21 protein-coding genes are annotated in these 25,476 nt (G+C 72.5%); 9 read left to right on the top strand and 12 right to left on the bottom strand.

The genetic code is table 11. The annotated features are described in order from the left end of the window. The first annotated feature begins 46 nt into the window (after positions 1-46). The 3 genes from treS to glgB are packed head-to-tail and all read left to right on the top strand — an operon-like array spanning position 47 to position 5,316. Positions 47-1,822 (top strand): maltose alpha-D-glucosyltransferase, encoded by a 1,776-nt coding sequence (gene treS, locus IT780_RS39150; RefSeq protein ID WP_199516937.1) that lies wholly within the window; start codon positions 47-49, stop codon positions 1,820-1,822. Next, entirely contained in the window at positions 1,819-3,129 is a 1,311-nt protein-coding gene (locus tag IT780_RS39145) for a maltokinase N-terminal cap-like domain-containing protein (protein WP_199516936.1), read from the top strand. Before treS ends, IT780_RS39145 begins: the two co-directional genes overlap by 4 nt. A 21-nt stretch (positions 3,130-3,150) precedes the next feature. Beyond that, entirely contained in the window at positions 3,151-5,316 is a 2,166-nt protein-coding gene (gene glgB / locus IT780_RS39140) for a 1,4-alpha-glucan branching protein GlgB (RefSeq protein WP_233414238.1), read from the top strand. 210 nt (positions 5,317-5,526) lie between these two features. Here the strand turns inward: glgB and IT780_RS39135 are convergent, their stop codons facing one another. From IT780_RS39135 to IT780_RS39125, 3 genes are all read right to left on the bottom strand, one after another. Beyond that, positions 5,527-5,943 carry a VOC family protein gene (locus IT780_RS39135; protein WP_199516935.1) on the bottom strand — a complete coding sequence of 139 codons (417 nt, stop codon included), beginning with the start codon at positions 5,941-5,943 and terminating at the stop codon, positions 5,527-5,529. 255 nt (positions 5,944-6,198) lie between these two features. Continuing rightward, entirely contained in the window at positions 6,199-6,747 is a 549-nt protein-coding gene (locus IT780_RS39130) for a GNAT family N-acetyltransferase (RefSeq protein ID WP_199516934.1), read from the bottom strand. 2 nt (positions 6,748-6,749) lie between these two features. After that, positions 6,750-7,475, bottom strand: a complete 726-nt coding sequence (locus tag IT780_RS39125) for a PP2C family protein-serine/threonine phosphatase (RefSeq protein WP_199516933.1) — start codon at positions 7,473-7,475, stop codon at positions 6,750-6,752. A gap of 96 nt (positions 7,476-7,571) precedes the next feature. On the opposite strand from IT780_RS39125, the gene IT780_RS39120 reads away from it, so the two are divergent. Both IT780_RS39120 and IT780_RS39115 read left to right on the top strand, forming a co-directional pair. Further along, on the top strand, positions 7,572-8,528 hold the full coding sequence (locus IT780_RS39120) for a helix-turn-helix transcriptional regulator (RefSeq protein WP_233414252.1): 957 nt from the start codon (positions 7,572-7,574) through the stop codon (positions 8,526-8,528). A 71-nt stretch (positions 8,529-8,599) separates the two neighbouring features. Then, the gene (locus IT780_RS39115) at positions 8,600-11,185 is read left to right on the top strand and encodes a Tex family protein (protein WP_199516931.1); all 2,586 of its coding nucleotides are present in this window, start codon (positions 8,600-8,602) and stop codon (positions 11,183-11,185) included. 48 nt (positions 11,186-11,233) lie between these two features. Here IT780_RS39115 and IT780_RS39110 read toward each other — a convergent pair whose 3' ends face one another. Next, on the bottom strand, positions 11,234-12,061 hold the full coding sequence (locus IT780_RS39110) for a pentapeptide repeat-containing protein (protein ID WP_233414237.1): 828 nt from the start codon (positions 12,059-12,061) through the stop codon (positions 11,234-11,236). Between the two features lie 90 nt (positions 12,062-12,151). Between IT780_RS39110 and IT780_RS39105 the strand changes: the two genes are divergently transcribed. From IT780_RS39105 to IT780_RS39095, 3 genes are all read left to right on the top strand, one after another. Next, positions 12,152-12,442: a hypothetical protein gene (locus IT780_RS39105; RefSeq protein ID WP_199516929.1), complete on the top strand. Its 291-nt coding sequence runs from the start codon at positions 12,152-12,154 to the stop codon at positions 12,440-12,442. A 68-nt stretch (positions 12,443-12,510) separates the two neighbouring features. Next, positions 12,511-13,452: a hypothetical protein gene (locus IT780_RS39100; protein WP_199516928.1), complete on the top strand. Its 942-nt coding sequence runs from the start codon at positions 12,511-12,513 to the stop codon at positions 13,450-13,452. A 79-nt stretch (positions 13,453-13,531) separates the two neighbouring features. Beyond that, positions 13,532-14,236 carry a DUF427 domain-containing protein gene (locus IT780_RS39095; protein WP_199516927.1) on the top strand — a complete coding sequence of 235 codons (705 nt, stop codon included), beginning with the start codon at positions 13,532-13,534 and terminating at the stop codon, positions 14,234-14,236. Between the two features lie 7 nt (positions 14,237-14,243). On the opposite strand, the gene IT780_RS39090 is transcribed toward IT780_RS39095, so the two are convergent. The 6 genes from IT780_RS39090 to IT780_RS39065 form a co-directional block, all read right to left on the bottom strand. Further along, positions 14,244-15,980, bottom strand: a complete 1,737-nt coding sequence (locus IT780_RS39090; protein ID WP_199516926.1) for a serine/threonine protein kinase — start codon at positions 15,978-15,980, stop codon at positions 14,244-14,246. Positions 15,981-16,137: 157 nt separating this feature from the next. Next, positions 16,138-18,039, bottom strand: coding sequence for a serine/threonine protein kinase (locus tag IT780_RS42415; protein WP_307831623.1), 1,902 nt, complete (start codon positions 18,037-18,039; stop codon positions 16,138-16,140). Between the two features lie 2 nt (positions 18,040-18,041). Next, positions 18,042-18,908, bottom strand: a complete 867-nt coding sequence (locus IT780_RS39080) for a cytochrome c biogenesis CcdA family protein (protein ID WP_372443907.1) — start codon at positions 18,906-18,908, stop codon at positions 18,042-18,044. Between the two features lie 3 nt (positions 18,909-18,911). After that, positions 18,912-19,364, bottom strand: a complete 453-nt coding sequence (locus tag IT780_RS39075) for a redoxin domain-containing protein (RefSeq protein ID WP_199516925.1) — start codon at positions 19,362-19,364, stop codon at positions 18,912-18,914. A 49-nt stretch (positions 19,365-19,413) separates the two neighbouring features. Beyond that, the gene (locus tag IT780_RS39070; RefSeq protein WP_199516924.1) at positions 19,414-20,886 is read right to left on the bottom strand and encodes an NADH-quinone oxidoreductase subunit NuoF family protein; all 1,473 of its coding nucleotides are present in this window, start codon (positions 20,884-20,886) and stop codon (positions 19,414-19,416) included. Further along, positions 20,883-22,706, bottom strand: coding sequence for a translation initiation factor III (locus tag IT780_RS39065; protein ID WP_233414236.1), 1,824 nt, complete (start codon positions 22,704-22,706; stop codon positions 20,883-20,885). Before IT780_RS39065 ends, IT780_RS39070 begins: the two co-directional genes overlap by 4 nt. Positions 22,707-23,161: 455 nt before the next feature. Between IT780_RS39065 and IT780_RS39060 the strand changes: the two genes are divergently transcribed. Continuing rightward, positions 23,162-23,983: a hypothetical protein gene (locus IT780_RS39060; protein ID WP_199516922.1), complete on the top strand. Its 822-nt coding sequence runs from the start codon at positions 23,162-23,164 to the stop codon at positions 23,981-23,983. Positions 23,984-24,166: 183 nt separating this feature from the next. Here IT780_RS39060 and IT780_RS39055 read toward each other — a convergent pair whose 3' ends face one another. Both IT780_RS39055 and IT780_RS39050 read right to left on the bottom strand, forming a co-directional pair. Further along, positions 24,167-24,952, bottom strand: coding sequence for an arginase family protein (locus tag IT780_RS39055; protein WP_199516921.1), 786 nt, complete (start codon positions 24,950-24,952; stop codon positions 24,167-24,169). Between the two features lie 9 nt (positions 24,953-24,961). Further along, on the bottom strand, positions 24,962-25,441 hold the full coding sequence (locus IT780_RS39050) for a GNAT family N-acetyltransferase (RefSeq protein ID WP_199516920.1): 480 nt from the start codon (positions 25,439-25,441) through the stop codon (positions 24,962-24,964). Positions 25,442-25,476 lie beyond the last annotated feature (35 nt).

Genomic DNA, 25,476 nt, shown 5'->3' with positions numbered 1-25,476 from the left:
GGCGCATGCGATTCAGTTCCTGCGGGGTGGGGTAGGTGAACGTCTGATGGAGTTGACGAACAACCTCGGCGAAAGCGTCGAGCACGATCCCGCGGAGGGCAGTCACGTCGAGGACGGTGTGGTGGAGCACCCCACCGCCGACGACTTCGGGCACGCACGCGCGCTGCCCGCGGACCGGACCTGGTTCAAGCGCGCTGTCTTCTACGAGGTGCTGGTCCGGGCGTTCTACGACTCCAGCGCGGACGGCTCCGGCGACCTGCGCGGCCTGATCGAGCGGCTGGACTACCTGCAGTGGCTCGGCGTGGACTGCCTCTGGCTGCCGCCGTTCTACGACTCCCCGCTGCGCGACGGCGGCTACGACATCCGGGACTTCTACAAGGTCCTGCCGGACTTCGGCACGGTCGAGGACTTCGTGGCCCTGCTCGACGCGGCGCACAAGCGCGGCATCCGGGTCATCACCGACCTGGTCATGAACCACACCTCGGACTCGCACGCCTGGTTCCAGGAGTCGCGGCGCGACCCCGACGGCCCGTACGGCGACTTCTACGTCTGGAGCGACACCAGCGAGAAGTACAAGGACGCGCGGGTCATCTTCGTCGACACCGAGGAGTCGAACTGGACGTTCGACCCGGTGCGCCGGCAGTTCTACTGGCACCGGTTCTTCAGCCACCAGCCGGACCTGAACTACGACAACCCGGCCGTGCAGGAGGCGATGCTCGACGTCCTGCGGTTCTGGCTGGACCTGGGCATCGACGGTTTCCGGCTGGACGCGGTGCCCTACCTGTACGAGCGCGAGGGCACCAACTGCGAGAACCTGCCCGAGACGCACGCGTTCCTCAAGCACTGCCGCAAGGTGATCGACGACGAGTTCCCCGGCCGGGTGCTGCTGGCCGAGGCCAACCAGTGGCCGGCGGACGTCGTGGAGTACTTCGGCGACGCGGAGACCGGCGGCGACGAGTGCCACATGGCGTTCCACTTCCCGCTGATGCCGCGCATCTTCATGGCGGTACGCCGCGAGTCGCGCTTCCCCATCTCGGAGATCCTGGCCCAGACGCCCGCGATCCCCGACATGGCCCAGTGGGGCATCTTCCTGCGCAACCACGACGAGCTCACGCTCGAGATGGTCACGGACGAAGAGCGCGACTACATGTACGGCGAGTACGCCAAGGACCCGCGGATGAAGGCCAACGTGGGCATCCGCCGCCGGCTGGCCCCGCTGCTGGAGAACGACCGCAACCAGATGGAATTGTTCACCGCCATGCTGCTGTCGCTGCCCGGCTCGCCGGTGCTGTACTACGGCGACGAGATCGGCATGGGCGACAACATCTGGCTCGGTGACCGCGACGGCGTCCGCACCCCGATGCAGTGGACGCCGGACCGCAACGCGGGCTTCTCCACGGCCAACCCGGGCCGGCTCTTCCTGCCCGCCAACCAGGACCCGGTGTACGGCTACCAGGCGGTCAACGTGGAGGCCCAGCGTGACAGCGCGACGTCGCTGCTCAACTGGACCCGCACGATGCTGGCCGTCCGGCGGCGGCACGAGGCGTTCGCCGTCGGCACGTTCCGCGAGCTCGGCGGCTCCAACCCGTCGGTGCTGGCGTACCTGCGCGAGGCCGGGGACGACGTGGTGCTCTGCGTCAACAACCTCTCGCGCTTCCCCCAGCCCATCGAGCTGAACCTGCAGCACTGGAACGGGTACACCCCGGTCGAGCTGACCGGCCACGTGAACTTCCCGCGCATCGGTCAGCTGCCGTACCTGCTGACCCTGCCGGGGCACGGGTTCTACTGGTTCCAGCTGTGCGGGTCCGAGGAGAAGCAATGACGCTGCCCTTCGCCGAATGGCTGCCCCAGCAACGCTGGTACGCGGGCCGCAGCCGCACCCTGGTCTCCGCCGAGCCGTCCTCGGTGACCCCGCTGCGCGACGACATGGACCTGATGCTCGTCGACGCGGCGTACGAGGACGGCAGCACCGAGCGCTACCAGGTCGTCGTGGCATGGAACGACGGGCCGATCTCGGAGTACAGCACGGTGGCCACGATCGGCACCGACGGCGAGCGCACCGGCTACGACGCGCTGTACGACGCCGGCGCCGCCCGCTTCCTGCTGAGCCTCATCGACGAGTCGCAGACCCGGGGCGACATCGTCTTCACCCGCGAGCCGGACGCCGTGCTGCCGCTGGACGCGGGGCCGCGGGTCTTCGACGCCGAGCAGAGCAACACCAGCGTGATCTTCGAGGAGCAGGCGATCCTCAAGATCTTCCGGCGGGTGGACTGCGGCATCAACCCCGACATCGAGCTCAACCGGGTCCTCGGCCGCGCCGGCAACCCGCACGTGGCCCGGCTGCTCGGCTCGTTCGAGACCGCCTCGGACGGCGAGCCGTGCCCGCTCGGCATGGTCACCGCGTACGCGGCCAACTCCGCCGAGGGCTGGGCGATGGCCACGGCCAGCGCCCGCGACCTGTTCGCCGACCCCGACCTGCGTGCCGACGAGATGGGCGGCGACTTCGCCGGCGAGTCGTACCGGCTGGGCGAGGCCGTCGCGTCGGTGCACCGCACCCTCGCCGAGGAACTGGGCAGCGGCCCGTCGCCGTTCCCGGTCGACGCGGTGGTGGCGCGGCTCAACACCGCCGCCACGGGCGTGCCGGAGCTGCGCGAGTACGTGGCGGTGATCGAGGAACGATTCCGCAAGCTCACCGGCGAACAGGTGACCGTGCAGCGCGTCCACGGCGACCTGCACCTCGGCCAGGTTCTGCGCACCCCGCAGGCGTGGCTGCTCATCGACTTCGAGGGCGAGCCCGGCCAGCCGCTGGACGAGCGCCGGCTGCCGGACTCGCCGCTGCGCGACGTCGCCGGCGTGCTGCGCAGCTACGAGTACGCCGCGTACCAGCTGCTCGTCGACCAGGGCGACGACGAGCACCTGTCGGCGCGGGCCCGCGAATGGGTCGACCGCAACCGCGCCTCGTTCTGCGACGGGTACGCGGCGGCCGCGGGCGCCGACCCGCGCGAGCACGGGGCACTGCTCGCGGCGTACGAGCTGGACAAGGCGGTCTACGAGGCCGCATACGAGGCCCGGCACCGGCCCGGATGGCTGCGGATCCCGCTGCGGTCCATCGCCCGGCTCGTCGGCTGACACCCCGGAGGACAGATCCACATGATCGGCCAGACCACGCCAGCGTCGTCCCCGGTGGGGGGCGGCGACCAGCGGCTCATGCACGCCGTGATCTCCGGCGACACCCACGACCCGCACTCGCTGCTGGGCGCCCACCCCTCGGGTGACCGCACGGTCGTGCGCACGATGCGCAAGGGCGCGAAGGCGGTCGCGGTGGTGGTCGGCGACGAGCGTACGGAGATGACGCAGGTCCACCCCGACGGCATCTTCGCCGCCGAGCTGCCCGGGACCGTGCTCGACTACCGCATCGACGTGGACGGCACCGTCTGCGACGACCCGTACCGGCACCTGCCCACGCTGGGCGAGCTGGACCTGCACCTCATCGGCGAGGGCCGGCACGAGAAGCTGTGGACGGTGCTCGGCGCGCACCCCCGCGACAATGGCGTGGCGTTCGCGGTGTGGGCGCCGGGCGCGCGTGGCGTGCAGGTCATCGGCGACTTCTCGGGCTGGGGCCCGTACGACGGCTGGCCGATGCGCTCGCTCGGCAGCAGCGGCGTCTGGGAGCTGTTCATCCCCGGCGCGGCCTCCGGCACCAAGTACAAGTTCAAGATCCTCGGCCGCGACGGCGTGTGGCGCGAGAAGGCGGACCCGCTGGCCCAGCACACCGAGGTGCCGCCGGCGACGGCGTCGGTCGTCTTCGAGTCCTCGTACGAGTGGCAGGACGGCGACTGGATGGCGTCGCGGGCGACGAAGGAATGGCACCAGGAGCCGATGAGCGCCTACGAGGTGCATCTCGGCTCGTGGCGGCCGGGGCTCTCGTACACCGAGCTGGCCGAGCAGCTGGTCGACTACGTCGTCGACGCGGGCTTCACGCACGTCGAGCTGATGCCCGTGATGGAGCACCCGTTCGGCGGCTCCTGGGGCTACCAGGTCACCGGTTACTTCGCGCCCACGTCCCGCTTCGGCACGCCCGACGAGTTCCGCTACCTGGTCGACAAGCTGCACCAGGCGGGCATCGGCGTGATCCTCGACTGGGTGCCGGCCCACTTCCCCAAGGACGAATGGGCCCTCGCGCGCTTCGACGGCACCCCGCTCTACGAGCACGGCGACTGGCGCCGCGGCGAACACCCCGACTGGGGCACGTACGTCTTCGACTTCGGCCGCCGCGAGGTCCGCAACTTCCTGGTCGCGAACGCCCTCTACTGGTGCGAGGAGTTCCACGCCGACGGCCTGCGGGTCGACGCGGTCGCGTCCATGCTGTACCTGGACTACTCCCGCAAGGACGGCGAGTGGACGCCCAACCAGTACGGCGGCCGCGAGAACCTCGACGCGATCAGCTTCCTGCAGGAGATGAACGCGACCGTCTACAAGAACAACCCCGGCGTGGTGACCATCGCCGAGGAGTCCACCGCGTGGCCGGGCGTCACCCGCCCCACCCACCTCGGCGGGCTGGGCTTCGGCTTCAAATGGAACATGGGCTGGATGAACGACACCCTCTCGTACATGGAGAAGGAGCCCGTCTACCGCCAGTGGCACCACCACCAGATGACCTTCGCCACCGTGTACGCCTGGAGCGAGAACTACATCCTGCCGATCAGCCACGACGAGGTCGTGCACGGCAAGGGCTCGCTCACCGGCAAGATGCCCGGCGACCTCTGGCAGAAACTGGCCAACACCCGGGCGCTGCTCGGCTTCATGTGGGCCTTCACCGGCAAGCAGCTCCTGTTCATGGGCGCCGAGATGGGCGACGAACGCGAGTGGAGCGAGGAACGCGGCCTCGACTGGAACCTCCTCGCCGACGAGTCCCGCGGCGGCGGCATCCACCGCCTCGTCAAGGACCTCAACCGCACCTACCGCGAGACCCCGGCCATCTGGACCCAGGACACGAACTCGAGCGGCTTCCGCTGGATCACCTCCGAGGACTCGCAGCACAACACGTTCTCGTTCCTGCGCTTCGCCCCCAACGGGGACACCCTCGCCTGCATCGTGAACTTCGCGGCGGTCCCGCACGAGGGCTACCGCATCGGCCTCCCCCGAGCAGGCGTCTGGCGCGAGGTCATCAACACCGACAGCACGCTGTACGGCGGCTCGGGCGTGGGCAACCTCGGTGAGGTGCACGCCGAGGACGTCCCGTGGCACGGCCTGAACGCGTCGGCGTCGCTGCGGGTGCCGCCGCTGGGCGCGGTCTGGTTGCGGCTCGAGGGCTGAGGTTCGAGGGCTGAGGTCCGAGGGCTGAGGTCCGATCGCTCGGGCGGGCGGTCCCTGCAAGGGGGCGCCCGCTTTGCCGTGCCTGGGCGCGGGTCGGCGGTGACCGACCTGGCCGGCGGGCAGCGAAGCCCGGCGGCCGGGATCAACCCTCACGTGGGCCCGCTGCAGCAATGCCGGACGGATGCCGCCCGGACCGGCGGCCGCGCCGGCCTACGGCTGGGGTGAGGCGATGTTGACCATCCACTCGACGCCGAACCGGTCGCGGCACGTGCCGAACTCGTCGCCCCACATCTGCTTCTCCAGGGGCACCGTCACCGTGCCGCCGTCGGAGAGCTTGGCCCAGTAGCCGTGCAGCCGCTCCGCGTCGTCGCCGCTGAGGCTGATGGAGATGCTGCTGCCCGGTTGCACCGGCATGTCCGGCGGCGGGTCGGAGGCCATCAGCGCGAGGCCGTCGCCGGTCTCGAGCATGGCGTGCATGATCTTGTCGGCGATGGCCGGGTCCGGCGCGCCGAAGTCGCCGAAGGTGTTCATGGTGAGGGTGCCGCCGAAGACAGACTCGTAGAACTCCATCGCCTCGCGGGCGTTGCCGTCGGTGAAGGCGATGTAAGGGTTGAGGCGGACTGTCATGACCGGCTCCTTTGCCGAGGTCAGGGTGCCGATGGATCCCTCGCACCATAGCGCTCGCGCCGGGCCCGCGGGGATCGTCCGGCAAGGCCTGTGGACAACCGCCGGGCCGCGCCCCGGAACCCGGCCCGAGGGCACCCGGCCACTCCCGGAGCAGGAAGGCCCGGCGCCCGCCCACCCCCAGAGCAGGAAGGCCCGGCGCCCGCCACCCAGAGCAGGACGGCCAACGCCCGCAGAGCGGGATGGCAAAGCGCCCGATCACCCCGAGCGGGTCGGTGGCGGCCACTCGGCGGCGAGGAGGCCGTACAGGAGGTCGTCCGTCCACTCGTGCTTCATCCACGTGTGCTGCCGGCGCAGCCCCTCGCGGGTGAAGCCGACCCGTTCCAGCAGGCGCGCCGACCGTACGTTCCGGGCGTCACACTCCGCCGACACCCGGTGCAGGTGCCGGGCCCGGAAGAGGTGGTCGAGCACCGCGCGCACCGCCTCGGTCGCGTACCCGTGGCCCTGGTGGTCCGGCCGCAGCGTGTAGCCGATCTCGGCCTGCATCAGGTTGTCCGCCAGATTCACGCCCACGTCGCCGATCAGCGTCGCGTCGGCGGCCAGCTCGACGGCGTACTGGAACCAGCCGGGCATCGCCGGGTCGGATGCGACCATCGTCTGGACCGAGTAGCGGGCCTTGTCCAGCGAGTACGGCGCGGACCAGGACTGGTAGCGCGCGACCTCGGGGATCGACCGGTACGCCGCCAGCGCCGCCGCGTCCTCGAGCCGGAACCTCCGCAGCACCAACCGGTCGGTGGTGATGAGCACCCTCAGTCCTCGTCCGCCACCAGGTCGGCGACGATCACGGTGACGTTGTCCGGCGCGCCGGCCTCGAGCGTACGGGCGATCAGCTCCGCCGCGCACACCTGCCGGTCCGCGTACGAGCGCAGCGTCGTGGCGATCACCTCGTCGTCCACGTAGTCGCTGAGGCCGTCGCTGCACAGCAGGAACCGGTCCTGTGCCCGTACCGGGATCATCCGGCCCGCCGGGCGGAACGGCCCGCCCTGCACCGCCTGGGTGACCAGCGCGCGCTGCGGGTGCCGGCGGGCGTCGTCGGGGGTCAGGACGCCCTGGTCGACAAGCGCCTGCACGTACGTGTCGTCGCGGGTGAGCTGGGTCAGCGTCCCGTCGCGCAGCAGGTAGCAGCGGGAGTCGCCGACGTTGAGCGCAGCCACGCGGTCGCCGGTCAGCAGCAGCGCCGTGACCGTCGTGCCCATGCCGTCGCGGGCGTCGTCGTCGGCGACCGCCTCCTCGATGCGCTGGTTGGCCGTGCCGAGGGCGGCGACCAGGTCCTGCAGCGGCTCTCCCGAGTCGGGCATGTCGTCGACGACGGCGACCGCCTTCACGAGGATGTCGCTGGCCAGCTCGCCGGCGGGCAGGCCGCCCATGCCGTCGGCCACCACCAGCAGCCGCTCGCCGACGAAGACCGCGTCCTCGTTGTTGGACCGGACCAGCCCTTGATCGGAGGCGGCGACCGCACGTAGCACGAAGCTCATGACACAAGACTGCCGCGTTGCACGAAGGTCATGCGACAAGACTGCCAAAGGGCGGCGGGCATGTCTGTAGTACGTACTACGTAGTGTTGAGCGGTGATGCCGGTACCGATGGTCGGCCGGGCGGTCGCGCTGGAGGAGCTGCGGCACGCCTGGGAGCGGGTGCGCGGCGGCGGTCGATGCGTTCCCGCCGTCGTCACGGGGCTGCCCGGCACCGGGAAGAGCACGCTCGCGGCCGCCGCGGTGCAGGTCGCGACCCCGGAGGTGACGCTGGCCGGTTCGGCGCGGCTGCACTCGCCCGCACCGTACGACTGGCTCGCGGCGGTGCTCGCCACGATCGGTCCGCGCCCGGACCTTCCCGTGCCGCCGGACGCGCTGGCATGGCTCGCGCAGGACCCGGATGTCCCCCGGGAGCGGTACACGCCCGACGCGTTGCTGCGCCTCGCCGTCACCACCGTGCGGGGACTGGTGGGCGGGCGTCCCGCCGTCCTCGTGGTCGAGGATCTCCACGCGCTCGACCCGGCGAGCCTGAGCCTGATCGCCGAGCTGGCCGGCGCGGATCTTCCCGCGCTGCTGCTGGTCACCTCACGGCCGCCGGACGCGGCCGTCAACCCGGCTCTGACGGTACGCACGCTGGAACGGCTGGCCGGGTCCCCGGGTGCGGTGCGACGCCATCTGGGCCCGCTCGGCGCCGGCGACGTGCACAAGATCCTCGACCATGTGTACGGCGGGAGCGCCCCGTCCCGGGACGTCGCGGAGGCGGTGTGGCGGCGCACCGGCGGCAACCCGTACCGGCTGACCGAGCTGCTGGCGGTGGCCGGTGACCCGGAGCAGCTCGCCGGGGAGCTGCGTGAGCCGGTGGAACTGACCGCCCGGGAACGCGAGGTGCTCGGCTGCCTGGCCGAGGGCATGTCCAACAAGCAGATCGCGGGCGCCCTGGGCATTTCGGTGCGCACGGTCACAGTCCACGTCTCCAACCTGCTGCGCAAGACCGGTGCGGCGTCGCGGACGGAGGCCGCGCTCTGGGCCGTCCAGCCGCGGAGCGCCGCCTTCTGAAGGGTGATCATCGGCTCGCCGTGAGCGGGGTGCCGCGACAAGTGTCGGACCCCCCGGGCACAATCGTGCGGGTGACGACAGCCATCCATCAGCGCATCGCCCAGGAGCTCGGGGTCCGTGAGGGCCAGGTGGCCGCGGCCGTCGAGCTGCTCGACGGCGGCGCCACCGTGCCCTTCATCGCCCGGTATCGCAAGGAGGTGACCGGCACCCTCGACGACCAGCAGCTGCGCGTCCTCGAGGAACGGCTCGGCTACCTGCGCGAGCTCGAGGAGCGGCGCACCGCCGTGCTGGAGTCGATCCGGTCGCAGGGCAAGCTCGACGAGGCGCTCGAGGGCCAGATCATGGCCGCCGAGACGAAGGCCCGGCTGGAGGACATCTACCTGCCCTTCAAGCCCAAGCGGCGGACCCGGGCGCAGATCGCCCGCGAGGCCGGCCTCGAGCCGCTCGCCGACCTGCTGCTCGGTGACCCGGGCAAGGATCCGCGCGCCGAGGCGGAGGCCTACGTCGACGCCGGCAAGGGCGTGGCGGACGCCCAGGCGGCGCTGGACGGCGCGCGTGCCATCCTCATCGAACGCTTCGCCGAGGACGCCGACCTGATCGGTGAGCTGCGCGAGCGCATGTGGACGCGGGGCCGGCTGGTCGCCAAGGTCCGCGAGGGCAAGGAGACCGAGGGCGCCAAGTTCGCCGACTACTTCGACTTCGCCGAGCCGTACACGAAGCTGCCCTCGCACCGGATCCTCGCCATGTTCCGCGGGGAGAAGGAGGAGGTCCTCGACCTCACGATGGAGCCGACCGCCGACGAGGCCGACGCGCCGTCGTTCGAGGCCGCCATCGCCGGGCGTTTCGGCATCTCCGACGGGGGACGCCCCGGCGACCGCTGGCTGACCGACACGGTGCGCTGGGCGTGGCGCACGCGCATCCTCATCCACCTCGGCGCCGACCTGCGGGTCCGGCTGTGGCAGGCGGCCGAGGACGAGGCCGTGCGGGTCTTCGCGGCCAACCTGCGCGACCTGCTCCTTGCCGCGCCCGCCGGCACGCGCACCACGATGGGCCTCGACCCCGGATTCCGTACGGGGGTGAAGGTGGCCGTCGTCGACTCCACGGGCAAGTGCGTCGCGACGTCGACGATCTACCCGCACGTGCCGCAGAACAAGTGGGACACGTCGATCCACACGCTGGCGGAGCTGGCCAAACAGCACAACGTCGACCTGGTGGCGATCGGCAACGGCACGGCGTCGCGGGAGACGGACAAGCTCGCCGCCGATCTCATCAAGCGGCACCCCGAGCTGAAGCTCACCAAGGTCATGGTGTCGGAGGCCGGCGCGTCGGTCTACTCGGCCTCGGCGTACGCATCGCAGGAACTGCCCGGAATGGACGTCTCGCTACGCGGCGCGGTCTCCATCGCCCGCCGCCTGCAGGACCCGCTCGCCGAGCTCGTGAAGATCGACCCGCGCTCGATCGGCGTCGGGCAGTACCAGCACGACCTGTCAGAAGTGAAGCTCTCCCGCTCGCTCGACGCGGTGGTGGAGGACTGCGTGAACGCGGTCGGCGTCGACGTGAACACCGCGTCCGCTCCCCTGCTCACCCGCGTCTCCGGCATCGGCGCGGGCCTGGCGGAGAACATCGTGCTGCACCGCGACGCCAACGGCCCGTTCCGCAGCCGCTCGGAGATCAAGAAGGTGCCCCGGCTCGGCCCGAAGGCGTTCGAGCAGTGCGCGGGCTTCCTGCGCATCCCCGACGGCGACGACCCGCTCGACGCCTCCAGCGTGCACCCGGAGTCGTACCCGGTGGTCCGCACGATCCTCGCCACGGCCGGCACCGACCTGCGGACGGCCATGGGCAACGGCCCGATCCTTCGCGCGCTGCGCCCCGAGCAGTTCGTCACGGACGCCGTCGGCCTGCCCACGATCACCGACATCCTCAAGGAACTGGAGAAGCCGGGCCGCGACCCCCGCCCCGCCTTCACCACCGCCACCTTCGCCGAGGGCGTCGAGAAGATCGCCGACCTGCAGCCCGGCATGGTCCTCGAGGGCGTGGTGACCAACGTGGCGGCGTTCGGCGCGTTCGTGGACATCGGCGTCCACCAGGACGGTCTCGTGCACGTCTCGGCGCTGTCCAACACGTACGTGAAGGACCCACGCGAGGTGGTCAAGTCGGGCGACGTGGTCAAGGTCCGCGTCGTGGAGGTCGACGAGGCCCGCAAGCGCATCTCGCTGACGATGCGCCTCACCGACGAGCCCCGCCAGGGCGGCGGCGATCGGCGCGGCGCCGGCGGCGATCGGCGCGGCCCGGGCGGCGCCGGCGGCGCTGCCGGCGACCGGCAGGGGCAGGGCGGCGCAGACCGGCCCCGCCAGGGCGGCCGCGACGGCGCGGGCACCCGCGGCGGCACGCCGCGTGACGGCGCTGCGCGTGACGGCGGGCAGCGGGGCGGCCAGCCGCGGCAGGGCGGCGGCGCCGGCACCGGCGGTGGCGGAGACCGGCGCGGCGGCGGCAGTGGTGGCGGTGCTGGTGACCGACGCGGCGGCGGTGGCGGTGGTGACCGGCGCGGCGGGCAGCCCCGTCAGGGCGACCAGCAGCGGCAGGGCTCGTCCGGCGGCAGCTTCAACGGCGGCGCGATGGCCGACGCACTACGCCGGGCCGGGCTGACCAAGGACTGACGCACACGATCCGGGCGGCCCCTTCCCCGCGGCCGCCCGGATCGTCGATCAACAGACGTCGGTGGGCGGTGACGTCGACGGACTGGGCCCCGCGCCACCAGGACCGGGCGCCGATGGCTGCGAAGTCCGCTGAGATCCCGGCGTCACGGACACCGCCGGTGCGGCAGGGGCCGCGGAGATCGCCGGTCCGGCGGAGCCCGCGGACGGCGCCGACGTGGCCGACGGGCGTTCCGACGGCTCGGCCGATGGGAGGTCAGCGGGAAGCACCGCGTCGCGGACGTCGGCCCCGGTGAGCGTCACGCCGTCGAGATTCGCGCCGGAGAAGTCCGTTCCGCGAAGGCAGGCCCTGGTGAAGTCCGCGCCGCGCAGATCGGCGCCGCGGAAGACAGCCTCGCTCAGCTTCGAGCCGCGGAACGACGCCCCCTGCGCCACGGCACCCGAGAAGTCGCGGCCGGTCAGCGTGAGGCCTTCCAGCGTGGCGCCGGACAGGCGCGCACCTCGAAGGTTCTTCCCGCTCAGCTCCTTGATCTCCTTGCCGCGGAGGTCCGCACCGGGCTGCGGGTGGTCCGGCAGCCCTCCGGCCAGGGCGAGGAGGCCTACGGCGACGACGAACCCCACCCCGATGCCGAGCAGGCCGCGGACGGTCTGTCCCCGGCCCGCGTACAACAGCTCGCCCAGGCGAACGGTGCCCACTGCGGCGATCACCCCGATGATGACGAGTGTCCCCACCACGCCGAAGACGGCACCGGCGAGCGCTGCTGCGACCACGGCGGCGACACCCCAGGTCCACCAGGAGCGGGATCTCACGCTGTCGTCGGCGAACCGGTTCAGCCGTTGCAGCCAGGGCGGCTCCGGGGCCGCGCCCGGCCCGGTCAACCGGTGCCTCCGGGACGGGCGGCGGCATCCGGATTGTCGTGAGGGAGCCCGCTCGGCCCGGTTACCATGCATCGGACCGAAGGAGCCGCTATGCGCGCCGGTTCTTCCCCTTCGCCCGCCGCGACGGCGGGCCCTCTCGGGTGGAGTGCCGTCCTGCTCGCCATGGTGGTATTCCACCTCATGACCAATGATCCGCCGTTGCCGCCCCCGGGCATCCACCCACCCGGCAAGGGCATCGGCGGACCGCGCAAGCGGCATAACGTTCCCTCGTGCCAGCGCCTGCTGACCATCCGGAGGAACCGGTACTACTGCGACCGCCCCGGCTGCAAACGTTACGTACGCAACGACGAGATAGCGGACAGCAATCCGCTGGCGCCATGACAGGCCTGTTGTCGGGGGTCCGGCAGGCGATCGGACGGTACTTCAGCCTCGTCAGCCTCCTGCCGTCGGTGCTGCTGGTGGCGTACTGCTTCGTCCTGTTCAGCAGTGGCGCGTTGTCCGGGCCCCCCGATCTCGGCACTGTCCGGGCGGCATTGTCCGGGCTCGACTTCGGCGAAGCCGCCCTGCTCGCACTTGTGGCAATGGTCGTCGGCGTCGTCACGCATCCACTGCAGTTCATGATCGTGCAGTGGGCGGAGGGTTACTGGGGGCTGGGGAACCTGTCGCGGCGCATGCGGGAGCTGGCGGTCGACCGGCACCGCCGGAGGCGCGACGCCGTGGTCAACCTGGCGAAGGACGCCGCCGAGCTGCGGGAGTTGATCGACGACGCTGACGATCCGCCGGAGGATCGAGTGCAGCAAAGGCTCTTGACCCTGCACTACGAGGCGTCCCGGCTCAGTGCGTCCTATCCCGGGGCCGACGACGACGTGATGCCCACCCGCCTCGGCAACGTCCTGCGCAGGTACGAGGTCGGTGCCGGTGAACCGTTCGGCCTGCCCGCCACGGCGCTTCTTCCCTTGGTCGCGCTGGTGGCACCAGCCAACGAGCTCACCTACCTGAACGACCGGCGGTCGGCGATGGACCTGTCCGTCCGCACCGCCGCCAACTTCGGAATCGCCTTCCTGCTGACAGTCGTCTTCCTCTGGGACGACGGACTCTGGCTCCTCGCGGCTCTCGTCCCCTACACCCTGTCGTATCTGTCGTACCGCGGCGCTGTCGTGCAAGCTCACGACTACGGGAACGCCATGGCCAACGTCATCGCCATGAACCGCTTCAAGCTCTACGAGCGGTTGCGCCTCCATCTGCCGGACAACGTTCTGGAGGAACGGAGGCTGCACGAGCGCCTCCAGCCGATGCACGACCTGACGCCGTTGCAGAAGCTGGCGTTCAAGCATCCACCGGGCAACCAGCCGGTGGCCGTGCCCGGCGTGGATCAACCGCCGGCAGGCTGAGCACAGATTCTTCGCGAGACCGACATCGGACAGCGACCGCCCCTCGCGTACCACCCGCTGACGGTGTAGACCGGACCCCATGGTCTGGACACCGCCGCAGCCGTCCGTCGAGCCCTCCCCCCGCCGCGTCCGCGTCCGCCTCGGCGGCACAGTCGTCGCCGACACCCAGCGCGCCCAGCTGCTGATCCGATACGGCCCGCAGGGTTTCCCCACGTACTTCGTCCCGCTCGAGGACGTCCGCCCCGGCGTGCTCGTCGACGAGACCCCGGACGGCTGGTCCGTCGAGGCCGGTGGGCGCCGCGCCGAGGCCGCCGCGACCGTCGAGGACGGGTTCGCCGAGCTCAAGGGCCACGTCACCTTCTCCTGGGACACCCTCGACTGGTACGAGGAGGACGAGCCGGTCCACGTCCACGCCCGGGACCCGCACCACCGCGTCGACACCGTACGGGCGTCGCGGCGGGTGGAGGTGTTCGTGGACGGGGAGCGGCTGGCCCACAGCGTGCGCCCGGTGCTGCTGTACGAGACCAGCCTGCCGACCCGCTACTACCTGCCGTTCGCCGATGTGCGTACCGACCTGCTGACCGCGAGCGAGACCGTCACGGCATGCCCGTACAAGGGACAGGCGCGGTACTGGTCGCACGCCCGCGTGCCGGATGTGGCGTGGAGCTACCCCGACCCGGTGCCGGAGCTGCCGAAGGTCCGCGACCTGATCTGCTTCTACAACGAGCGGGTCGATCTCGTGGTGGACGGGATGCGGCAGGAGCGGCCCGAGTCGCCGTTCTGAGCACGGATCAGCGGTTGATGCCCCAGATCTTGATGTCGGTGAACGCCACCTCGTACGGCCCGTCCACCGGCGCGTACTGCTCGGTGTAGATGCCCAGCGCCACCCGGCCGCCCTGGATGTCGGGGTCCTGCACCGGCACCGTGCCCACCAGTTCGCCGTCGCGCAGCACCTCGAGGGTGGTGCCGTCCACGCTGGCCGTGATCGTCGTCGGGGGCGCGCCCACCGCGATCGGGGCGTCGTCGAGCGGGAACGTCTTGAGGACCTCGATGTCCGAGTTCTTGTGCGTGCCGACGTACACGTTGCGTTCGCAGACGCGTACCTGGTAGCCCTGGTTGCCGCGGAAGCGCAGCCAGATGGACGCGCAGCTGTCCGGGCTCAGCAGCCGCACCCCGACCTGGGCCTGCAGGTCGTCGGGTTCGGCGTCGGCCGGGCCGCGGCAGCGGTAGACGCCCTTGGTCTCGCGGCGCACCACCAGGCCGTCGGAGAACGAGCAACCGGCGCGCTCGTCGCGGTCGTAGTAGGCCTTCCACAGCCGTTGCTGCCGCAGCGAGTCCTCCATCAGCGGCGGCACGTCGGGTTCGGTCTGCACCGCCGGGTCGTCGCCGCCGCGCGGCCAGAACGTCACCGCGAGGCCGCCCACCGCGAGGATCGCCAGCACCAGCAGCGCCACCGCGACGGGCAGGACCCAGGGGCGGCGCGGGTGCGGGTCGTGGCTGAACGGGGTGGCCGGGCCCGCCGGGGGCACGGACACCGGCTGGGTGACGATCGAGTCCTCGTCGTAGCCGACCAGGTCGCCGGCCGGCGCGAGCGCGGTCAGCTGACGGCCGGTGTGGTAGCCGGTGGCGGCCTGCGCCTCCTCCGCGGCGACCCGCAGGCCGGGCTGGTGTGCCAGCGCCGCCGCGGCCGGTCCGGTCTCCTGCGGGCCGGTGACCAGCAGGTCGAGCAGCTCGCGGGCGGTGGGCCGGTCGGCCGGGTCCTTCTCGAGGGCGTGCGCGACGAGGTCGCGCAGCGGCCCGCTGAGGCCGCCGAGGTCCGGCGGCCGGGTCAGGATGCGGGCCGCGGTCGCCGGTGGGGAGTCCGCCTGGAAGGGGGTACGGCCGTTGCCGGCGTACGCGACGACAGCCCCCCAGGCGAACACGTCGGCCGCCGGGGTGAGCACCGAGGTGTCGTCGCCGAAGCGTTCCGGCGCCATGTACGCGACCGTGCCCACCATCTGGTCGGTCTGGGTGTGGCCGGTGGTGGACTCCATGGCCCGCGCGATGCCGAAGTCGATGACCTTGGGGCTGCCGGGGGCGAGCAGCACGTTGCGCGGCTTCAGGTCGCGGTGGATGATCCCGGCGCCGTGGATGGCGGTGAGCGCGGTGGCCACGCCGATCGCCACGCTGTGCAGGTTGGCGGCGGTCAGCGGGCCGCGCTCGTCGACGACTTGGGCGAGGCTGGGCCCGTCGACGTACTCGACGACGAGGTAGGGGTGCTCGTGGTCGGGGTCGGCGTCGAGGATCTCCGCGGTGCAGAACGGCGGGACCTGCCGGACCCGGGCGACCTCGCTGCGGAAGCGGCGCCGGAACGCGTCGTCGGGGGCGAGGTCGGCGCGGACCATCTTGACGGCGACCAGCACCCCGGCGGCGCTGCGCGCCAGGTAGACGGTGCCCATGCCGCCCTCGCCGAGCCGGCCGAGCAGCTCGTACGGGCCGAGCCGGCGCGGGTCACGCGGGCGCAGCGGGCTGGTCCGCTCGTCCGCCATGCCGCTGCTCCTACGCCCCCCCGGCGGCCTGTTCGCCGCCCGTCCCCGCGCCGGTGTCACGGCGCGGGTCGTTTCCCCCGTCAGGAAGGCACCCTATCGGGCGACATAGTGCCTGCGAAGCCCCGTACGCCGGTTGCCGCCCAACCGACACCACCGCCTACAACGAGCGGATGTCCACATCGGCGAACGTCACCGCGTACGGCGGGTCGGTGTCGAGCGCGTCGACGCTGATGCCGAGCTGGACCTCGCCCTCGTGCGGCCCCTTGACCGGCAGGTCGATCTCGCCGGCGAACTTGCCACCGCGGAACACCTCCGCCTCCCCCTCGCGCACGACGAGGTGCACGCGGGTGGGCTTCTGCAGCGGGATCCGGTCGGCGAGCTCCACCCGGTCGTAGATGCGGCGGTCGCCGGGCGTGTCGGCGGCGATCGAGATGTCGTCCTGGCAGATCCGCAGCACCTGGCCGCCGCGCTCGTCGTCCCAGTGGAACCAGATGCCCGCGCAGCTGCCGGCCGTCTGCAGCGCCGTGGTGACCTCGACGCCGAAGTCGTCCTCGATCTCCTCGCGGGGCCCGGCGCAGCGGAACGTGCCGCGGTCGGCCAGCTCGGCGCGCATGACGCCGTCGGTGAAGCAGCGGGCGTTCTGCTCGCGGATCTCGCTGTCGAGCCACTGGCCGGGCTCGCTGAGCGGGTCCTGGATGATCGGCTCCCCGCCGCGCGGCTCGAGCGGTACGGGCGTCGGGGTGCGGGTGCGGCTCGGCTTCGGGGACGCCGGCCGGGTCCCCTCGGGCTGGGCCGTCGCGCCGGTGGGCTCCACGTCCGGTTCCGCCTGCCCGGCGGCTTCTCCCCCGTCGGGCGGCGCGGTCGCGGTGAACGAGTCGCGCAGCTGCGTCTGCGCGTTGATCACCAGGCCGACCGTGGTGAGGCCGGCGACGACGAGCAGCACCGCCAGCGCGGCGAGCAGCTTGTGCCGGCGGGCGCGGGCCTCCCGCCCGGGCACCGGGTCGTACCCGTCGTAGCGGGCGTCCGCGGCGGCCGCCACCAGCAGATCGTCGCGGAACGGGCCGGTGGGCCCGGTCGAAGTGAGCGGACGGGCCGGGAAAGCACCACCAGACGGGTAAGCGCCGGACGAGAAAGCGCCGGGCGGCCCGGCCGGGACCCGCGGGCCCGCCGGGGCGCGGCGCGGCGCGGCCGGGACCCGCGGGCCCGCCGGGGCGCGGCGCGGCGCGGGCCGGTCACCGAGGAGCATGTCGAGCAGCTCCCGCGCGGTGGGCCGGTCGTCGGGGTCCTTGGCGAGCGCCAGCTCCACGACGTCGCGCAGCGATTCGGGCAGGCCGGTGAGGTGCGGCGGCTGGGTGAGGATGCGGGCGGCGGTGGCCGGGGGCGAGTCGCCGTGGAAGGGGGTGCGGCCGGTTCCGGCGTACGCGACCACGCAGCCCCAGGCGAAGATGTCGGCGGCGGCGGTCAGCGGCGTGCCCGGCTCGGACGAGAAGCGCTCGGGCGCCATGTACGCGACCGTACCGACCATCTGGTCCGTACGGGTGTGCTGGCTGGTCGCCTCGAACGCCCGCGCGATGCCGAAGTCGATGACCTTGGGGCTGCCGGGCGCGAGCAGCACGTTGTCCGGCTTGAGGTCGCGGTGGATGACGCCCGCGCCGTGGATGCCGGTCAGCGCGGTGGCCACGCCGACGGCGAGCGAGTGCAGCGCGGCGGCCCGCAGCGGCCCGCGGTCCTCGACCACCTCGGCGAGGCTGGGCCCGTCGACGTATTCGACCACGAGGTACGGCGGGTAGTGGTCGAGGTCGGCGTCGAGCACCTCGGCCGTGCAGAACGACGGCACCTGCCGGGCCCGGTCCACCTCGCTGCGGAAGCGGCCGCGGAACTCGGGGTCGTTGACGAGCGTCGCGTGCACGAGCTTGATCGCCACGTAGCCGCCGTCGCGGTCGCGGGCCAGGTAGACCACGCCCATGCCGCCGGATCCGAGCCGGCCGGTCAGCCGGTACTGGCCCAGCCATTCCGGATCGTCGCGGCGTAGTGGACTCACGCGGTACGCGGTGTCCACGATCAACTCCCCACTGAGGTACGGCGGCGACGGGACAGCAGGAGCGCTGCCAGCATGAGGACGACCAGCAGCAGGCCGAACCAGCTCGCGCCCAGCCGTCCGACCAGACCACTCAACTCGTGCTGGAGATTCGAGGCAAGATTCACCACAGGATCCTGCCCGGAAGTCCTCACATTCTTGACAATCCGCAGTTCATACCATCCGTAGTAGGCCACGTACGCTCCGGCGAGCACGAGGATCGCACCGCCCGCCCGGGGCACCAGAACGGCCGCCCTGCGCAACCGCGCCACTGCGGAGAGCCGCGCCAGCGCCACCGCCGTGGCCGTGACACCGATGACCAGACCCATTCCCGTGGCATAACTCACGAAGAGCGCCAGCCCTTCGGTGAGGGAGCCGGCCCGCAGGCTGGAGACCACGATCGCCAGGAACGGTCCGACCGCACAGCCCAGCGAGGCGACGGCGTACGCGGCGCCGAACAGCACCATCGACGTGGCCGAGCCGGTCAGCCGGGGCGCCCGCAGGCCCCGCCCCGGCGCGGGCAGCGACCGGCCGGCCAGCAGCCATCCGCCGAGCAGGGCCAGCGCCAGGCCGAACACCACGGTCAGCCAGGGCAGCCGCGGCACGAGCCGGCCCGCCAGGGGCGCCAGGACCAGGCCGAACGTACCGAAGACGGCGACGTACCCGAGGGTCAGCGCGGCCGTGCAGCGCAGCGCCCGGCCGACGGCCGCCAGGCTCGCCCGGGGCCCCTCATCAGCGGCGCGGTCCCCCGCCACCAGCACCGACAGGTACGCCGGCAGCAACGCGAAGCCGCACGGGTTCACGGCGCCGAGCATGCCGGCGGTCAGCGCGAGCAGCACCGGCGCCCGCACGGCTCAGGCCACCAGAGCCTTGACCCGGGTGGTCAGCTGCAGGTCGTCGAGGTAGCTCGTGACCACCACCCGGCCGGACCGGTCGAGGATCACGTACGTGCTCTGCTCGGTGACGCCGAACTTCTTCCAGATCGCGCCGGGCTGGTCGTCGAGGTGCGGTACGGCACCGACCTCCAGGTCCGAGACGAACTCGTGCATCTCCTTGTTCCCGCCCATGCCCGCGATGCCGACGATGTTCAGGCGGTCGCCGTACTCGTCGTGGATGTCCGCGATGGACATCGCCTCGCTGGCACAGGTGGCGCACCACGGTGCCCAGAACCAGAGGATCGCGGGCTTGCCGGCCAGCGTGGCCGCGTCGAACTGCGTACCGTCCAAGGTCCTGCCCGTGAAGGCCAGGGCCGCGGGAGCCGCAGCGGCCGCCGGCGCCGCGGGGGTCGCGGGGGTCGCACCCCGCACCCGGTCAGGAGGGCCACCGCGGCGATCGTCGCGAGCAGGACCTTGACCCTCACTTCTTGCCCGCCTCCGTCAGCCGCAGGGCCAGGGCCGGGCACACGTTCACGGCCTTGCGGGCGCCGTTCTCCAGCCACGGCGGCAGCGGCGTCTGCGGGAACGCCGGGAAGCCGTTCGCGTCCAGCCGGATGATCTCCGGGGCGACCGCCGAGCAGAGCCCGTGGCCGTCGCAGCGGGACCAATCAAGCGCCAGCTTCCGGGCGCCCTGCGCCTGGTGGTACGGCAGCGGGAGGATCCCGCGTACCTGTTTGCCGCAGCCCTCGCCGTTCGCGTGCAGCTCGACGTCGCGGGCGAAGACCTCCAGCGCGGACAGCGCGAAGCGGGAGGTGCCGTCGGGGTGGCTGCACGCGCCGCGGCCCTTCACCACGCCGGCCGCCTGGCGCACGTTCTCCAGCGCGCTGCCGCCCAGCGCTACCAGCGTCACCGCGCGGGCCAGGTCGGGCAGGCCGAGCCGGCACGGGCCGCACTGCCCCGCGGACTCGCCGGCGAGGTACTGCACGACCTGCGCCACCTCGCCCAGCGGGCAGGTCTGCGAGCCGATCGGGATCAGCATGCCGGCGCCCAGCGTGCCGCCGACCTTGGCGAAGCCCTTGCGGGAGATCGTCACGGTCTTGGCCGCCTCGGCGCTGATCCACTTGCCGTGGTAGCCGCCGACCAGCAGGCCGGGGCCGATGTCGGCGCCGCACATCTCCAGCACCTCCATCAGCGGGGTGCCGGTGGGCGCCTCCACGACGGCGGGCGCGGTCGACGACCCGCCGACGGTCAGCATGACCGTGCCGGGCTCCTCCGGGATGCCGACCGCGTTGTACTCCCACGGCCCCAGCCGGGCGGCGATCGCCAGCTGCGAGTACGTCTCAGCGTTGGACAGCAGCGTGGGCAGGCCTGCCACGCCGTTGTCGCTGGAGCGCACCTTGCGCCCAGGCGGGATGTGCGCCTCGCCGTTGATGCCGCGCACGAGCGCACCACCCTCGCCGGAGATGAAGCGGTGCGGCACGGTGACGATCCGGGTCGGCACCGGCATCCGGCGCTCGGCGAGGGCCTCGGCCAGCGAGTCCATCCCGATGCCGTCGTCGGCGACGCCGATGACGATCTCCTCGGCGTCGAGCGCGGCCGCGGCCAGCGCGGCGCCGTCGAGGATCAGGTGCGGGCCGCGGGTCAGGATCGCCTTGTCCTTCCACGAGGGCGGCTCACCCTCGGTGGCGTTGACCACGATGATCGGCGGCAGGTCCTGGCGGCGGCACGAGTCGAGCACCGCGCGCAGCTTGCGGGCGAACGGGAACCCGGCCCCGCCGCGCCCGCGCAGCTCGATGCGGTCGGCGAGCCCGATCAGCTCGCCGCTGGACAGCGCCGCGAACCCGCCGTGCACCTCCTGGTGCGCGAGCAGGTCGAGCCGCCCGTACTCATCGAAACCCGCGGTGATCCGCGGCGTCCCGATGGCGGTGACCGGTGGAACTTTGGCCGAGGTCACTGTGCTTCCCCTCGCAGCTGCGCCCAGTACATGTCGTCAGCTGCATCGTCGGCCGTGCGGCTCCGGGATCCCCTGCGGGCCCCCCGGCCCGATCCGGAACGCACGGGTTCCTGCTGTGCTGCCCTGCGGGCCCGGCGCTGGGCCATGTCGACGAGGGTGGGCGTCTCGTCGGGCTCGAGGTAGTTCGGGTCGGCGCCGGCGCCGGCCAGGTCCACGAATTCGCTGCGGCTGTGCCGCCCCGAGTCGGCGCGGTCGACGTCGGCGCCCCGGTCGCGCCGGGCCCGGGGCGCATCCTCGTCCTCCTCGGCGTAGCGGGAGGAGCGCGACGGGCGCGGCGGCTCGTCGTCGGCGTACCGGGCGGCACGGCGGCGCGGCGGGGCGTCGTCGTACCGGTCGTCGTCGGCGTAGCGGCGCTGGCGCGGGGCCGGCGGCTCGTCGTCGGCGTACCGGGAGAGCGGCAGGTCCTCGGCGGCCCGGCGGCTACGCGGGACGGGTACGACGTCCTCGTCCTCGTCGGCGTACCGGCGGCCCCGGGGGCGGGGAGCCGGCTCGTCGTCCAGGTCCGTGTCGGCGTAGCGGCGGGAGCGGGGCCGCGGCGCCTCCTCGTACTCGTCCTCCGCCCGGCGGCGGCCCCGGGGAGCGGGCACCTCGTCCTCGTCGTCGTAGCGGCGCGGGCCGTCCTCGAGGGCCCGGCGCGAGTAGGCGCCGGTGGGTTCGTCGAACCGCTCGGCGCGGCGCTGGCGGGGAGCCGGCACCTCCTCCTCGGCGTAGCGGCGCGACCGCGCGGCCGGCATGTCGTCCTCGTCCTCGAACTGCCAGTGCTGGGTCGGCGCGTCGTCGAAGTCGCGGCGGCGGCGGGCCCGCTCGTCCTCGTCGGGGCGCCGGCGCAGGGGGCGCTCGGCCGCGGGGGCGGCGCTGACCGGCGCGGGCGCGGCCGGGCTGACCGGGCGGGCGGGCGGCTCGGCCAGGACCGGCGCGGCGGTCCGGGCGGGCGCGGCGGGCTGCCACGGCTCGACGGCGTTGCCGCGGTCCGAGACGATCGGGTCCTCGCCGCGGCTGCGGCCCCGGCCGCGGCCCTTGGCGATCACGCCGGTGGTGGGGGCGAGCTTGCCGACCGGCTTCATGCCGCCGGTGCCGCCTGCGGTGCCGGCCTGCGAGGCGAAGTCCTTCTTGCGGTTCAGGCTGACCGCGAGGCGTACGGCGAGCCCGATGAGCACGCCGAGCACGCAGACGACGTAGCTGACGATGACCCAGACGGCGGCGGGGCGGCCGGCGTTGAGGCCGTGCAGCAGGGCGATCGGCCACGTCAGATACGAGATGCTGTGCACGGCCCGCCACATCCACGGCTTGCCGCGGCCGATGAACCGCGCCCGGATGATGCCGGTCCACATCGTCATCACCATGACGTACGCGGAGATCGTGCCGAACCCGACGAACATCTTGTTGAGGCCCGGGTACAGGAACGGGATGAACACGTCCAGCAGCCGGATGTGGCTCTCGGCGAACTTCGTCCAGAGGTGGATGAACAGGGCGGAGACGGCCATCACGCCGGTCGTGCGGTGCGCCGACTGGAGCAGCAGGCGCTGGCGGATCGAGAGCACGAGGCGGTCGGTGGAGACCAGCCCGATCATGATCGTGATCGAGAGCGACACGAGCGCGAGCACGCCCATGTAGTACTCGAGGTAATAGAAGATGTAGACGTACGCGACCCGGCCCTGCGGGATCAGCATCATCACCGACCAGACGGCGGCCAGGATCGACACCGCGAACAGGGCGATGGTGAGCTTCGACGGTGGTGTCCGGCCACCGGTGGCACCCATCTCGACGTCCACACGACTGGCGGATCGTTCTTTCGTCTTCGTCCGGGCCATGGCTCCTCGTTCTCCGCAGCGGTCTGGCGTCCGTCGTGGGCATTCGCCGACGCCGGCATCCGTGGGGGATGCCCCGCGCTCGTTACTGTCGGGCGGTCCGGTGCTGCCTTCCTCTCCATCACGGTCTGTCGTCCCCGGTCCCTGCCCTCCCCCATCTACGTGCGGGGGGCCGGATCGGATGAACGTTCGGGCACTCTTTTGCGGCGAAGTTTGCGCCGCCCTGCTACGCCACCCCGAAAAACCGGTCTTGACCAGGGAAGACACCGTCTCGAAACCGGGCGCTAAGGCAAAAATAATGTGGCCCGTGCCGGTGATCCTGTGCGAGCGGTGAACCTTTCGCGACCGCGCGCCGAACTACCTCACGTGCGGGCACTCCGGTGACATTCTGTGAGGAGATGATTGCTGTGCGGCATCGCGCTGCATTGGCGGCGACCGCCCTGGCGGCGGCCGCGGCGACGCTCGCCCTGCCGGGCCCGGCTTCCGCGGTGGAGCCCGGCTTCGCGGTACGCATCACCGAGCTGCCGGCGACCTTCGGGGCGGGCGCCGAGAGCCGGACGCTGACGGTCGTCGCGTCCACCGATCGGGTCCGCTGCCTGAAGGTGCGGTGGTCGCTCGTGCTGCGGGCCGAGGGTTCCGCCCTCGACCAGATCGAGGTGGAGCGGGTCGAGGAGAACGGCGCTTTCCCCGTACGCGTGCAGAGCAACGGGAACACCGCCCGCATCACCGACGTGAACGTCGACCCCGGTCAGCTGTGCCGGGGCCGTACGGTGACCGCCCGCTACCGGATCGGCTTCGACGACGACGCCGGCACCGGCCGGGTCGAGTTCCAGCCGCAGGCGTTCGACGCGGCCGGCACCCTGTTGCAGCAGGCCTCGGGGCAGAGCCCGGTCGTCGGCCAGCAACCCGCCGCCACCGGGGCGCCCACCGAGACGGCCGAGCCGACGCCCACGCCGACCGCGGAGGAGACGCGGGACTCCGGTGACGAGGCGATCGACGGCGGCGGCGAGGCCACCGCCACGCCCGGCCCGGCCGAGTCCGACGACCTCGGCGCGGTGCCCGCGTCCGCGAGCGGGGACGGGGACGGGCCGAGCCTGCTGGGCCCCGGCCTGATCGTGGGCGCGGTGCTGGTCTTCCTGGGCGTGGGGCTGCTGCTCCGCCTGCGGATGCGTGGCCGCGGGACCTCGCGGCACGGCGCCCTGCCCACCGGTTTCCCCGCCGGCCGATGACCCCGGCTTGGGGTAAACCTGCGGAAGACTTCATGCAGAGTTAAGAGACCGTCGCGGAACGTAGCCCTAGGGTGGGTCGAGCGCTACCCGAGACCTTTCCGAGGGGCCGGATGCCGGTGCCCCGCCGATGCGGCGGGGTGCCGGCATCTTCATCTCAGCCGCCCGTCCCCAGCAGCGCCGCGATCAGCTCCGCCCGCTCGTGCGGCTCCCCCGCCGGCCGCCACGTGCACGCGATGTCGAGCATGGCCACGCGGCCGGGGGGCCGGGGCCGGGCGGCCGCCGCCGCCCCCACCCCCCCCGCCCGGCCGCCCGGCGGCCGGTCGCCGGGATCGGGGCGCCCGCGGCCGCCACCTCCGGCCCGGCCGGGCCGTCCGGTGCCGGGAAGAGCAGGCCGGGCAGCTCACCCGAGTCCACCACGTCGACGTCCACGTGCACGATCAGCGGCCCTTCCGGCAGGTCGGCGGCCGACAGGTCGGCGACAGGGGACCGGCGTACGCGGCTTGCCTCCAGATACGCAGTCTCGGGCGGGTCGAGGTCGCGCGCACCGACCAGCACGACGCGGTCCTCCGGGACGGGCCGCATGCCCGAACGCTCCGCGAGCAGCTCCGGGTGCGCGCCCATGGCGAGCCGCAGCGACAGCCCGCCCAGGTAGCCCGACGTGGTGGTCTCGAGCGTGTGCACGTCGCCGTGGGCGTCGAACCAGATCAGGGCCGGGTCGAGCCCGGCCCGCTGGGCCCCGGTCAGCACGGCCGGAGCCACCAGGCAGTCACCGGACAGGACGGTCACCGGCAGCGGCGAGCTCGCCACCGTCGCGGCCACCGCCTCGTGCAGGGCCGCCATCCGGGTCCAGCGGTCGCCGGTGGGCAGCTCCGGGTCGACCACCGTGGGCGGCTCGGTGCCGGGCGCCGGGACCAGGCCGTCCGGGAGCCGGTCGTCATGGTGGTACGGGACCACGATCGTCGTCGCCATCGCGCCAGCCTACGGGCCGTCGAGGCGCAGCACCGTCTCCTCGATCTCCGTACCGCGGCCCGTCGCGTACGCCACCTCGGTGCCGACCTTGCGGAAGCCGGCCTTGCGCAGCACCGCGAGCGAGCCGGCGTTGTCGCTGGCCGCCCGGGCGGTGATCGGGCGTACGGCGAGCCTGCCCAGGTACAGGCGCAGCGCGGCGGTGGCCACGCCCCGCCCCCACCAGGACCGGCCGATCCAGTACGTGATCTCGGTGTCGGCGCCGACGGGGAAGCTGGCGATGGTCCCGGCCAGCTCGCCGCCGGCCGTGACGGCCCACAGGTCGATCTCGGGCGAGGTGCGCAGCCGGCGCATGTGCGCGTCGAACTCGGCCCGGTCGTCGGGGTCGTCGGCGGTGAAGGCGGCCATCCGCACGGCCACGGGATCACGCATCTGGTCGAAGAGGCTGTCGAGGTCGTCGTCGCGTACCGGACGCAGCTCGATCTCCGCCATGTGCTCCCCCGTCCATGATGTGGCGGCAGCCTACC

The organism is Nucisporomicrobium flavum (assembly GCF_016464385.1).
Lineage (GTDB): Bacteria > Actinomycetota > Actinomycetes > Mycobacteriales > Micromonosporaceae > Actinoplanes > Actinoplanes flavus_A.
This window is presented reverse-complemented; position numbering and strand designations above follow the sequence as displayed.